Source organism: Cohnella sp. (assembly GCF_041641335.1).
GTDB lineage: Bacteria > Bacillota > Bacilli > Paenibacillales > Paenibacillaceae > Cohnella.
Window position 1 is genome coordinate 14,030 of the sequence record NZ_JBEPYQ010000019.1, and the last position, 13,351, is coordinate 27,380.

A 13,351-nucleotide genomic window follows, 5' to 3' on the forward strand; every position below is an offset into this window, starting at 1 on the left:
ACTATAAATACCAGGGGATGCCTTGCTTGTCTTGTATGACTAGGAGACATCCCCTTCGCTACGGTAACGGAATTTATCGCTGCGATCCGAACATCCTGTTCAGATCACTGGATCTGCCACTGCTGGTTGTTGCTGCCGCTATCGCCCCATTGTCCTAATATAGAGCCGTTGCCGGTTCGGCCCATACCGTCCAGGTACAAGCCGGTCTGTCGATTTTTGAATCGGACGTTGCTTCCGGACGTTTCCATCGACCATTGTTGATTGTTGCTGCCGCTGTATCCCCATTGTCCGGCGTTATCTCCGTTTCCGGTTCGGCCCATGCCGTCCAAATACAAGCCCGTTTGCCGGTTCTTTATCATGACGTAGCTTCCCGCGGTTTCGATCGTCCATTGCTGATTGTTGGAGTTGCTGTCGGCCCACTGGGCGGCGTCGGCGCCGTTATGGGTCGAGGCCATGCCGTCGATGTAAAGTCCGGTAGCGACGTTGCGCAGTCGGACAAACCCGGAAGAAGCCGAACCCACTCTTACCAGCGAGGCGGATTCCATGGAGCGGTTGCCTTGAGCGTCCAACACGTATAGCTTGTAATTGCCGGCCGTCTGCGGAACGGCTATGGCGGTCGCCGTCCCGCCGGCCCTCGTCATGGTCGGTCCTTCCGCGAAATTCGTCGTTCCTGACGGCGCAAGCCAGACGGATTTGCCGGCGTCGGCCGCGGATCGAATGCCCAGCGTTGTCGAGCTGTTTACGAAGACGCTGGCGGGAAGAATGTAATCCTGCAGAGCTGCGCGCGACGGCGTCGCCAAGCTCCTGTACGGCTCTTCCAGTCCGGAATTCAAGGCGATGTTATAGGCGGCGATTGGCCATACGTTATCGGAATGAGCGCTCACGGACTGGATGACGCTGTCGGGCAGATTAAAGTTCGAAATTTTATTGACCGTCGCATAGTTTTGCGTGAAGGTCAGGTGATGCTTGCTGCCCCAATCGTCGGAGTTAAGCGTCCAGGTCAGCCCCGGATTCACGTTCAAGACATTATTCTGCATGGAAATATAGGCGGAGCCCTCGTCCGGATGCAGACCGTATTTGTGGCCGGCCGGCACGCCCCGAATGTAGTTGTGGCTGATCGTGGTGGTCGGCTGACTGCCGAGCGTGTAGATCGGACCGGAGTCGTCCAACACCTGCACCGTATCGATGAAATGGTTGTAGCTGATCGTGTTGTTGCGAGCCGTCGTAGTCGGAACCCCGGGTCGAACCGAACCGGACGATCCATTGAAATTCCACCAGCCCCAGCCGAGAGAGATGCCCGCCCATGGCGTTTTTTCGATCACGTTCTGTTGGAAACGCAACGTGTCGGTAAAGTAACCCGCGACGGCGGCGCTGCCGTTGAACAAAACCGCGGAATCGTAAATAGAATTGTTTTTGATGTCGATGTTCTCGCAAACGCTTTCAGAAGCAACCGTGAATTTCTCCCGATTCGTAGACGTATAATCTCCGATGTACACGTGCTGGGGGTGCCCCACGTTAATCGCCGACCCGGCCGAATCTTCGATCTTATTGCCGATTAACTGGGAATTCTTCACATCGTTGATCATGCTGATGCCGTCGGCCCCGGTATGCTTGACCGTATTTCCCTGCAGCAAAATGCCATCCGCGTTCGCCATTTGAACGATGCCCGGCATCAGGTCGACGTTTCGATAGTGATACGCATGAAAGTTTTGTCTCGCATACGCGCCGTTCGTCAAATTCCCTTGCTGCGCTTGCTTGTAGGAGGAACCGTCGATCTGGGTCAAATTCCAGTCTGAATGAAATAGAGTGAGGCCGGAGAAGGTCAGATTACGAACACGATTGCTCGTCGAATTCCCCTTGATTTGAAGGAGGGTCTCTACGTTGTTGGGGGCAAACACCGTTGCGGTCGTCATGTCTTCGGAAGGGCTTTTGTAGTAGTACACCGTTTGGTTCGTTTTATCGAAATAAAACTCGCCCGGCGCGTCCAGGAATTCGTAGGCATTCATAAGTTTATGATTTCCGTTGATCTGGAAATTCCCGTTGAAGGCGCCTTGGGCAATTGCCGCGCCGGGCTGCTGGAACAAGGCTACGCGATTGGAGCCGTTGACCGTCACCTGGCGAACTCCGACAATCGAGGTCGTCCATGTCGTCCTCGTTTCGATCTCGATATCTCCCTGATTCAAGGCGATCGCCGGAAAATCATTGAGATTGTAGCGGGCTCCGTCGCAATTCGACCCCGATTCCCATGCCCAGGGCGCTTGGCCGGCCGTCACGCTGTAGGAGCCGTAGCAGCCTGCCGAATTGACGGATTTGGCGGCCATGACCGCTCGCTTGTCATTCACGTATAGCGCGCGCAGCTTGTTGCCGCGGTTGAGGGGCGCCTTCCAGATGCTTCCGCTGTGCGGCGTCCATCCGGTGACTTCGACCCCGCCGTTGAGAACCGGATGCTCGTTCGGATAGGCCTGATAGAGAATACGATAGCCGTTCGTGCCGGAGTCGGCGGGCGTGAATTCGATCGCGCTCGTCACCGGATAGTTGCCGCCGCGAAGATGTACCACGATGTCGCCCGTCATGCTGCCGTTGACCGTTCGAACGACATCTCTGGCACGCTGCAAGGTTCTAAAAGGAGCGGAGAGCGTGCCCGGGTTGGCATCGTTGCCGTTGGGCGAGACGTAGTATTCGGCTTGAGCGGCCGCCGAAGCCGGAATCGGAACCGCAACGCTTGCCAGAAGCAGAGCAGAGAGGAAGAGCAGAATCGGCAAGGACAAGCGCCTTTCTCTTAACATCGTACTTAACAACATACTGTTTCCTCCTTAGTAAATGGATTTTCCGAAACAGAATGCAAGCCGATCTCTTCTCACCCCCTTCCCAGAGACACATTAACGGTCCCGGCGTTCCTTCAGCATCGCGCCCGCCGTCGGCGCTCCCGGCGTTATTTCAAGATCGCTCCCGCCGTCAGCGCCTGCTCGATCTTCTCGTTCCCGATCAGATAGACGATAATCGTCGGCAAGCTTGACAGCAGCATCGAGGCCGCAATCAATCCCCAATCGGACACTCCGACATTGACGAAAAACCCGAGCAAGCCGACCGTAAGCGGTCGAAACTGATCCTTGGAAGCGATAATGAAGGCGAGCGGAAACTCGTTCCAGATTCGCATGAATACCAACACGCTTTGCGTCACCAGCGCAGGCAGGACGATCGGGAAAATGATTCGGAAGAACATCTGGTACACGTTCGTCCCGTCTATGCAGGACGCTTCCTCCAATTCCTTGGGCAGCGTGCGCAGAAAAGCGTACAGCATCAGCACGCAGGAGGCGAGGGAAAATCCGGTGTACGGCAAGATGAGCCCCAGATAGCTCTCCTTGAGATGCAGCCCTTTAATTAATTGGAACAGGGGAATCACGACAACCTCGATGGGTACGATCAACCCGAGAGAAATATAGATCAGGGCCGTCCCGTTGAGCTTCCAGCTCATGCGGCTGAGGCAGTACGCCAGCATACTGCCTGCCATCAGCGTTAATACGATCGTTCCAGAGGTATAGATGAGACTGTTTTTGAAGTAAACAAAGAAATGATACTTCGACAATGCTTCGCTGAAATTCAACACGTCCCAGGATTGGGGAATGCCGAACGGATTATCGTAGGCTTCTCCTTTGTTCTTGAACGACATCGAGAGCATCCAGTACAAAGGAAACAAAAACGTGCAGACTACCGCCAGCCAAAAAACGCTCATGGTCGCTTTCAAGTCGAATTCCTCCTAATACTCCAGCTTTTCTCTTGCGACGAATCTTTGAATGAAGATGGAGATCAAGAGGCACTCCAGAACGAATAGGACGGCGATAGCGGTTCCTTTGCCGAATTGCGACGTTTCGAATGCGGTGTAATACATCTGGTAGACAACCGTTCTCGATAGATCGCCCGGGCCTCCGGACGTCATGACGCGCACGTGCGAATAAAAGGCCATCGAGCCCAAGACGGACAAAATCACGACGTAATGGATCACGTATTGCAATAACGGAATGGTGATCCGGGTGCTGACTTGCGCAAAGTTCGCTCCGTCAATCAAGGCCGCTTCGTAATACTGCTTCGGAATGGTCTTGATTCCCGTATAGAACAGCATCGCGTTCAAGCCGATGTATTGCCACAGAAACGTCAGGCCGAGGCTGGGCATCACCGTCCTCTGATCGGTCAGCCAAGAGCGGGTCCAGGATTCGAGCCCGACGGATTTCAATATGCCGTTAAACAGACCCCAGTTAGGTTCGTAGAATGCCACCCAAATCTGAGCGACGACCGTGACCGACAAGATCGCGGGGAACATGGCCGCAGATTTGAAAAAGCGACGCAGATTCGGCGTCTGGGTATCCATAATAAGCGCTAAGATCATCGATAACGGCAGGCCCAGCACGACGGAAATTCCTACAATTAAATACGTATTTCGGTGGGCGGTCCAGAAGGAAGAATTCGCAAACGCGTCCTTGTAATTATCCAAACCGACAAATCCCAAATTCCGGAATCCGTCATGCTCGTGCAAGCTCATCCAAATCTGAGGCAGTAACGGATATACGCAGAACACGGTAAACAACAGCAATGCCGGTGCGGCAAACACGAATATAGACATCCTAGTGCTGTAGTACTTATTCATGGTTCTCTCCAAGTTTTGAGTTGTGGTTTAGAATCCCCCGGCGGCAATCTCCGGGGGATTCTGCGCAGGCCGCGCGAAGAACAAGGGACGTCACTGAGTAAACCAAGTATTTTCTTTCCAGATCTTGTTCATTTCCTCTGCGAACGTATCCGCAGCGTATTGCCCCGTCAACAACCGGGCGCCTTGCGTCGAAAGCTCCGCCGACGTCCGCGCATCCAGCGAGTTCAAAGCGAGGGAGGCAATCTTGGTCGGAATGGGATTGTACCAGTCGACGAATTTCTTCATCAGCGGACCGGGCTCGGACGTCGCATTGCCCGTCTTCAAGGCAATCGGCGCTCCGGTCGATTCGAAGAATCGGGCGTCTGCCATGGCCAGATACTCGGCCAGCTTGATCGCTTCCTCCGGATGCTTCGTTTTGGCGCTGACCGCGTATCCGTTGAGCGGCGAACCCCAGAACTGAACGAACTGATTCGGATCGTATTTGTCGCTTGCGCTCGGGAACGGGAAGAAATCGACCGAGTCGTCGCTCGCCAGGTTCGGGAGCTCCCAAGTAAACATCCAGTACATGGCCGCCTTCTTGGAGGTGAACATCTCATTGGACGGACCGTAATCCAGATTGGCGATGCCTTCCGGGAAGACGCCTTCCTTGGCCAATTGCTCAATGCGGGATACGCCGGCTCTCACCGACGGGTTGTCGAAGTCCGTCTTATTGGCAATGAGGTCCATCATCGCTTGCGGGTCGCCGATTTGAATCATCTGCTGCAGCAGATACAGCTTCGGTCCCCACCCGTCCTTGCCTGGAGTAACCGCGGGCACGACGCCGCTGCTCTTGAGCTTCTTCGCCGCTTCGATCAGTTCGTCGAACGTTCTCGGCACCTGTGCGCCCGCCTGTTCGAACAGATCCTTGTGGTAGAAAATAACCGGCGTAAAATACGTGTCCGCTCCGGAAGACAAGCTATAAATCTTCCCGTCGATATGCTTTAGCGCATCGGGAACGGCATAGTTGTCGATAAATCCGTCTTCGGTGATCGCCGAAGTCAGATCCATAATGCTGCCCGTATTTTTTAATGGCGTGAAGTAGCCCGCATCGTTCCAGAAGACGTCGGGCATATCGTCCGAAGCGTTAAACGTTTTCAATTTGTTCGCCATATCCTCGCCGCCGCCGCCCGGCTCGAATTCGACTTCGATGTTGGGCAGCGCTTCGGCAATGCCGGGCTTGATATAATTCTCCATGATCTTGTTGCGATTCTCGTCCGTCGTGATCGTGATGACTCTCAGCTTCACCTTCTTCTCGCTGTTCGCCGGCTTGCTTTCTTGGGTTGCCGCCTGAGACGGCGTCGTTTCGGAAGATTGGGCTTCGTTATTCGAGCCGCATGCCGATGCAAGAAGCACCATCCCCGACAGAATCGTCATGCCGAATACCTTTGATGCCTTTTCCATGAAATGACCTCCTGATTCTATTTGAAAGCGGTATCAAACCTGAATTCATTGTAGGATTCCCCGTCAATTAAATACAGAGATTATTCTTCGTCGGGGAGGAATTTTGTAGGGGGATTGCCAAAAAGGCGCTGCAAGCCTCGTAAAAGAGTCTCGCAGCGCCTCCGTCCGAACCGGATTAGTCGACGTTCTTCACGTACTTGCCGGGGGTGATTCCGATATATCGCTTGAAGCACTTGCCGAAATAATTCGCATCCGCATACCCGACCCGACTTGCGATGGACTGAACGACCTTCTCTCCCCGGTCGAACAGCTCCTTCGCTTTGGAGATGCGAACCTCGGTCAAGTAGTCGTTGATCGTCGTCGAGGTTTCCTTCTTAAACACGTAGCAAAGATGGTTGTAATTCATATGCACGCTCTTCGCGATATCTTCGATTCTCAGCTCCTCGTTTCCGTAATGCGTTTGGATATAACGCTTCACTTCCTCCACGACTTTGAGCGCTCTCGATTTTTTATTGCCGTGCACCTGCTCCATGACCTTGAAGATCAGGCTGCGGATCCAGCTTTCCAGCTCGTCGAACGAGCTCATCTCCTGAATGCGCTGCATGAGATCGGGGCGGGGAGTATGCGGAAACACCTGCTCAAATCCGAGCGACGTCTCTCCCAGAAACTCCAGACAGGTCGACACGATCTCCAGGCTGGCCACGAGCAGCATTTCCATGGTCGCGCTTCCATGGCGCGCATTTTGAAAGAAATCGGCAAGCCAGGCCTCCGTCTCGGATAGATTACCGATTCGCATGCACATCAGAAGGCCGCTTCTCTTCTCGACGGAGAACAAGCTTCCCTTCATTCCGGACTCGGCGACCGCGGAATAAGGAATGACCTGATCGCCTCCCCGGACGAACCGATGCCTCAGAGCGAATACCGCTTCTTTATAGGAAACCGATAGATTCGCGAATCCAGGATAACCGTTGCCGACGCCGACCGTTACCGTAGTCCCTAATGTCGTCCGGACGGTCCGGAGAAGACCTGCCAGGATCGGCTCGAAGCTTACGTTCGATTCCTCGGAGCTCCCAACGATCATCGCAAAACGATCTTGAGAATCGAAACAGCCGGCCAGGGAGTCGCGGCTTGGCATCGTCCCTTCCGCAATGTCCCGAATGGCGTGCCGGCGAACCGTGCTGCCCTCTTCGGAATCGGTCGGCTCGTTCTCGTCGAAGTAGATCACGACGACTCGATAGAACGGAGCGCTCAATTCGATCCCCGCATCCCGCAGCCGTTCGGCGACGGACGCGGGAGCTCTGTCCCAGCTGCCCTGGAGCCACTCGTTCAGCAGCCGATCCCTCACCGCCGGCATGCTCTCTTCCGCCTGCCGCTTCAGGCTCTCGAGCTCCAGGCTCACGGACCGCTCCTTCTGAATAAGCGCCTTGAGATCGAGTAAGGAGCTTCGCAATTCATTCTCGTCGATCGGCTTGAGCACGTAATTGAACACGCCGAGCTGGACGGCCTGCTTGGCGTACGCAAATTCGCTGTGTCCCGTCAGCACGATGAATTTCGCCGCAGATTCGTCTAGCCTGGCATTCCGAATCAATTCCATCCCGTCCATGATGGGCATATTGATATCGACCAATACGACGTCCGGTTCGATCTCGGCCAGCAGCGCGAGCGCTTCTTTGCCGTTCTTCGCTTCTCCGGCGAGGCGAAAGCCCAATGCCTCCCAAGGAAGCGATACCTTCAAGGCTTGTCTAAAGTAATATTCATCATCGACAATCAACACGTTAAGCATGTCGCACCTCCTTAGGCTGTACGAACGGCAAATGAATGACGACCTTCGTGTATTCGCCGATAACGCTCTCCACTTCCAGTCCGTAGCGGTCTCCGTATAGGATTCGGATTCGGTTATGAACGCTTTTGGCCCCGAAGCTGCTCCTTTCGCCCTGGCTGCCGCCCTCCTGCAGGATGGCCTTGATTTGCTCTGCCTCCATCCCCGCTCCGTCGTCCACAATCTCAATCCGGACCTCGTCCTCGTGCCGGTAGCCGACAATCCGCAGCAAGCCCTTTTCCGTTTTCCTCTTGAGTCCGTGATAGATCGCGTTCTCCACGATCGGCTGCAGCGTCAGCTTCGGAATCGGGCAGCCCAAGATTTCATCGTCAATCTCCAGCTTCGATTCCATATACTCCACGTAGCGCAATTGCTGGATTTGCAAATAGCTTTGCGTTAATTGCATCTCCTCTCTTATCGTAATGATATCGCTGCCTTTGCTTAAGGAGATTTTATAGAAATCGGCCAATCCCTTCGCGGCGGCGGCCGCTTCCGACTTCATATCCAGCTTGACAAGCGACAGGATCGTTTCGATCGTATTGTACAGAAAATGGGGCTTCAGTTGAGCTTGAAGCAGCTTAAACTCGATCTCCGCTTTCGTCCTCTGTTCTTCTACGTTCTCGGCCATCAACGCTTCGATCCGGTCCATCAAATTGTTGAATCCGTCGCTTAAATATCCGATTTCGTTCTCGGACCGATACAAGCTTCGGACGTTCAGCCGTCCGTTCCGAATATCCCTCATCGTCTTGGCAAGCCGAAGGATCGGCCTCGTGATGGAGCGCGATAACAGAAACGCTACGGCCAGCGCCAGCAACAAGCACAGCGTGCCGATGCGAAGGATGACTTGATTGATCTCTTTGCGTTCCGCCGTGATTTCATCTATAGGGAGAACGCTTACAATCGTCCACTGCAAAGGCTCGAACGGGTTGGTCGACACGAGCACCGTCTCGTCTTCTCCGGCATGAATAAAGCTTGCGTTGTCCCCGTTCAATTCCAAATCCGAGATGGAGGCCGCCTCGTCGAAGCTTCGGTGCAGATTCTCTTTGTCCTGAGAGGAGATGATTTTCCCGCTCTTCTCCAGAATAAAAAACTTGCCGCCTTTATAGTTCATCTCCCGTTGATAAATGGATGCGATAACGGCTTCCTTCACGTACAGAACGACCAATCCGATCGATTTCCCGGTATCCTTATGAATGACGGTTTTCGTCACGGCAAATACGGGCTCATGCCCTTCATAACGAAACTTGAAATCCAACAGCCCCGTCCAGATCGGCACATTGGAACGGCCTTCGAGACTGGTCCCGAACAAGCGTGCCGCGAAGTCGTTATCGGCAAAGCCTACGTCGACCCATTGGCGGTTCGCGGTCAGAATGCTTGCCGCTTTAATATTGGTATTGGGCTCGACGATATTGCTGATGACCTCCGAAAGCGTTTTCTTCATCGACAAATTTTCCAGCCCGCCTGCCGAGCGAGAGGCGGAGACGTCCTGACCGTTTAGAAAGTCGTTGTACAGCTCGCTTTGCAATCTGTAATCGGTAGCCAGTATTTTCGAATAGTCTTCCACGGTCGAGATCAAAGTGTGCAGATTGTTCTCGATGAGCACGAGCTCCCGCGACGAGTTGTTTTCCGCTTTCTCGATAATGGCGTTCTGAGATACGAGGTTGGCGAAGACGGCAAGCGTGGTAATGGAGATAACGATAATGAAAATAGCGGCAATGAAAATTTTGTTTTTAATCGAGATCCCGCTGAACGATTGCGAAATCCACCCCATCGAAATGCCTTCCTTTATAACAAATTTATTCCATTATGCGCTTTCGGGCGGGAGAGCACAACCCTCTGTTAGGCAGCGTGTGATAGCGGCGTCACTGACGTTCCCGCGTAAGAATGCCGCTCATCTCGTCGATTCAGAGCGCATGAACGCTTATGTTAATAGGCTGTAGCCATAAACTGCCGGGCCGGGGCTTCCCGTCCCATTTTTTCGGCTACAGCGGCTGTTCGCCTGCGTAGCGCGACTTGTACTCGGACGGAGTCATCTGCATATGCTTTCTGAACTGCTTGGAGAAATAGCTCAAATGCTGAAACCCGCTTTCCAGAGCGGCGTCGAGCACGCTGCAGGAGCCCGTTTGAAGCAGCACCGCCGCGCTGTTCACGCGGAGCAGATTCAGGTATTCCAGCGGCCTCAGTCCCGTTAGCTCCTTGAAGAGGCGGCAGAAGTGGGAGGGAGACACCGAGGCGATGCCGGCCAACTCCTCCAAGGTGATCGCCAGCTTGTAGCGGGCATCCATATAGCCCAGAACGGGGATGATGTTGTCCCACTTCTGGCGTTTTCTCGCCAGCTCCCGATCGTACCGGCTTCTGGGGATCAGATGCGGGTAAATCCGGGCGATAAACTGCAGCAATTGGCCTTTAAGCAGCAGCTCGAAGCCCGGCTCCCGTACGCGGTCATCCTCGATCAGCCCTTCGATCAGACCGCGCAATGCGGCCTGGTGTCCCGGAATCAGAGGGGGGAACAGATAAGCTCCTGTCAGCAGGGGGTTCAAATAGTCCTGGCACCGGTCCGGTTGAAGGCTCGACAGCGAGGAAAGCTTGAACACGATCGCGCTGTAGGAGCAGCCTTCGGGCGCGTGCGAGCTGCCCGAATGAAGCTCGCCCGAATTGACGACGACGCAGTCGCCCGCCCCGACGGCGTATTCGGCGTGGCTAACGGTGAAGATGCCGCTCCCTCTGCGGATATAGATCACCTCGATCTCCTCATGCCAATGGAGCGGAAGAATTTGCGGATGGCCGCGCTCGTAGTCGACGTGATAGACGGCGAACGCAAATTTGGAGGAGCCGTGAACGGCTTTCTCGCGGAAGCGGTATTCCAGCAATGGTCTGACCTCCTTGCGATCAATATTGCGCTAATTCAAAGCAATATTAAGTTAGATTATACCTCATAATCGCAATATCATGTTCCTTATAAGGACGGGAGGCTTTTCGTGCCCGTCGGATAAAGGAGGAGCAAACATGAGGGTCTCGAACGCCGTCCGCATGCCGGACGGACTCTTGCTGGAAACCTCGAACGGAAGAATGAAGCTGACGCCCTATTCGGACGGCATCGTTCGTGTTCAGTACACGCTGGAGCCGGATTTCGGCTTGGCGGAGAGTCTGATGATCATTCGCGGTCCGGAAGCCGGCGTCGAGTTTTCGGTAGACGACTGGGAGGAGGACGTGAGCTTGCGGACGTCCCGATTGACGGTGCGGATCGACAAGCGCACCTCCGCTTTCGCGTATTACGACGCGCAAGGGGAATTGCTGGCGAAGGAGCCTTCCCGCGGCGGTAAAACGCTGGACCCGATCGAAGTCATGAAAGCCGTGTTCGACGATAGCGCCGGTCTCGAAACCGGGCAGGGAGCGGACGGGCTGAGAGTCAGGGCGGGCAAGGTCGGCAATATCGCGGACAGGAAGGCTTACCGGACCCGGCTGGCGTTCGAATGGGCCGAAGGCGAGGCATTGTACGGCCTAGGTTCCCATGAGGAAGGCATGTTCAATTTGCGAGGCAAGCATCAATACCTGTATCAGCAAAATATGAAAGCGGTTGTCCCCGTCCTTGTATCGACCCGAGGCTACGGCATTCTCGTGGACAGCTATTCGCTCATGAAGTTCCGCGACGACGATTTCGGGTCCTATTTGTCCACGGAGGCGGACGACGAGCTGGATTACTATTTCGTATTCGGTCCCGAGCTGGACGAGGTGGTGCACGGCATCCGTTCATTGACGGGGAAGGCGCCGATGCTGCCGAAATGGGCGTTCGGGTACGTGCAGTCCAAGGAAAGGTACGAATCCCAGCAGGAGCTGATCGAAGTCGTAACGGAATACCGTCGGCGCGGGCTTCCCCTTGGCTGCATCGTACTGGACTGGAAATCCTGGACCGGAGAGCTGTGGGGACAGAAGACGCTGGACCCGGACAGGTTTCCCGATCCCGAAGGCATGATGGAGGAGCTGCACCGGCTGAATGCCAGGTTGATGGTTTCCGTCTGGCCCATCATGAATCCGGACAGCGACAACCACAAGGAGATGACCGAGCACGGCTGCCTGCTGGGCAATCGCGCGACCTATGACGCTTTCCAGGAAAAAGCCCGCGGACTATACTGGAAGCAGGCGAACGAAGGGCTGTTCTCCAAGGGCGTCGATGCTTGGTGGTGCGACTGCACGGAGCCCTTCGAGGCGGACTGGAAGGGCGCCGTCAAGCCCGATCCGGAGGAGCGGCTGCTCATCAATACCGAGGAGTCCAAGCTTTATCTGGACCCCGGGCGGATCAACGCCTATTCGCTGCTGCATTCCCGGGGACTCTACGAGGGACAGCGCGGCGCGACCGACCGCAAGCGGGTCGTCAACCTGACCCGTTCCGCCTACGCCGGACAGCATCGCTACGGCACGATTACATGGTCGGGCGATGTCTGCGCCACGTGGGACACCCTGCGCAAGCAGATTCCGGACGGGCTAAACTTCTTCTCCAGCGGCTCTCCCTATTGGACGACGGACATCGGCGGCTTCTTCGTTCGCAACAAGCCGGAGCTGTGGTTCTGGAGCGGAGACTACGACGAAGGCGTCGAGGATCTGGGGTATCGGGAGCTGTATGTGCGGTGGTTCCAATTCGGCGCCTTCCTGCCGATGTTCCGCTCGCACGGCACCGATACGCCGCGCGAATTGTGGCGCTTCGGGGAGCCGGGAGAGCCGTTCTACGACGCGCTGGACGCGTTCCTGCGCCTGCGTTACCGGCTGCTTCCGTACATCTATTCGCTGGCCTTCCGGGTGCATCGGGACGACTATACGCTGACGAGAGCGCTGGCGTTCGATTTCAGGCACGATCCCCGCACTTACGACATCGGCGACCAGTTTATGTTCGGACCCGCTCTGCTTGTGAACCCCGTGACGAGACCGATGTATTACGAGAGCGGCTCCGTCCCTCTGGAGGGCGTCGACAGAACGAGAAGCGTCTATTTGCCGCAGGGCGGCCAGTGGTTCGACTTTTGGACCCACCGGGCCTTCGAAGGGGGGCAGGTGCTGGAAGCCGAGGCGCCGCTGGATCGCATTCCGTTGTACGTCCGTTCCGGCTCGATCGTGCCGATGGGCGGCGACGCGCAGCATTCGGGAGACGACGTCGCGGCGCCGCTGCATATCCGGATCTACGCCGGCCGGAACGGCTCGTTCGCCTATTACGAGGACGAGGGGGACGGCTACGGCTACGAGAAGGGGGATTTCGCCCTGACGTCCATGGAGTGGGACGACGAGGGCAGACGATTCACGATCGGCGAACGGCAAGGCGAATATCCCGGCATGAACCCGATGCGGGATATCGAGCTGCATCTGATAGCGGCTCCGGGCTCCGGCGGCTCCGCACCCGCACACGAGATCCGCAGAATTCGTTATACCGGCAAGCGCATAGAAACGACTTTCGCATGAATTGC

Annotated in this window: 8 protein-coding genes; 1 reads left to right on the forward strand and 7 read right to left on the reverse strand. The window is 55.5% G+C overall.

Annotated elements, in window-relative coordinates; all coding sequences use genetic code 11:
* Nucleotides 1-104: 104 nt before the first annotated feature.
* The 7 genes from ACESLM_RS08340 to ACESLM_RS08370 all read right to left on the reverse strand — a co-directional run bounded on the left by ACESLM_RS08340 (nucleotide 105) and on the right by ACESLM_RS08370 (nucleotide 10,771).
* On the reverse strand, nucleotides 105-2,801 hold the full coding sequence (locus ACESLM_RS08340; RefSeq protein ID WP_372631095.1) for an RICIN domain-containing protein: 2,697 nt from the start codon (nucleotides 2,799-2,801) through the stop codon (nucleotides 105-107).
* A 131-nt stretch (nucleotides 2,802-2,932) separates the two neighbouring features.
* Nucleotides 2,933-3,745 (reverse strand): carbohydrate ABC transporter permease, encoded by an 813-nt coding sequence (locus tag ACESLM_RS08345; RefSeq protein WP_372631096.1) that lies wholly within the window; start codon nucleotides 3,743-3,745, stop codon nucleotides 2,933-2,935.
* A gap of 12 nt (nucleotides 3,746-3,757) precedes the next feature.
* Nucleotides 3,758-4,606: a carbohydrate ABC transporter permease gene (locus ACESLM_RS08350; RefSeq protein WP_372631097.1), complete on the reverse strand. Its 849-nt coding sequence runs from the start codon at nucleotides 4,604-4,606 to the stop codon at nucleotides 3,758-3,760.
* A 126-nt stretch (nucleotides 4,607-4,732) separates the two neighbouring features.
* Nucleotides 4,733-6,082 carry an ABC transporter substrate-binding protein gene (locus tag ACESLM_RS08355; RefSeq protein WP_372631098.1) on the reverse strand — a complete coding sequence of 450 codons (1,350 nt, stop codon included), beginning with the start codon at nucleotides 6,080-6,082 and terminating at the stop codon, nucleotides 4,733-4,735.
* Nucleotides 6,083-6,257: 175 nt separating this feature from the next.
* Nucleotides 6,258-7,865 carry a response regulator gene (locus tag ACESLM_RS08360; RefSeq protein WP_372631099.1) on the reverse strand — a complete coding sequence of 536 codons (1,608 nt, stop codon included), beginning with the start codon at nucleotides 7,863-7,865 and terminating at the stop codon, nucleotides 6,258-6,260.
* Nucleotides 7,858-9,672, reverse strand: a complete 1,815-nt coding sequence (locus ACESLM_RS08365; protein ID WP_372631100.1) for a cache domain-containing sensor histidine kinase — start codon at nucleotides 9,670-9,672, stop codon at nucleotides 7,858-7,860. The genes ACESLM_RS08360 and ACESLM_RS08365 overlap by 8 nt, the downstream gene beginning before the upstream one ends.
* 211 nt (nucleotides 9,673-9,883) lie before the next feature.
* Nucleotides 9,884-10,771, reverse strand: a complete 888-nt coding sequence (locus ACESLM_RS08370) for a helix-turn-helix transcriptional regulator (protein ID WP_372631101.1) — start codon at nucleotides 10,769-10,771, stop codon at nucleotides 9,884-9,886.
* Nucleotides 10,772-10,907: 136 nt separating this feature from the next.
* Between ACESLM_RS08370 and ACESLM_RS08375 the strand changes: the two genes are divergently transcribed.
* Entirely contained in the window at nucleotides 10,908-13,346 is a 2,439-nt protein-coding gene (locus ACESLM_RS08375) for a glycoside hydrolase family 31 protein (RefSeq protein WP_372631102.1), read from the forward strand.
* Nucleotides 13,347-13,351: the final 5 nt, after the last annotated feature.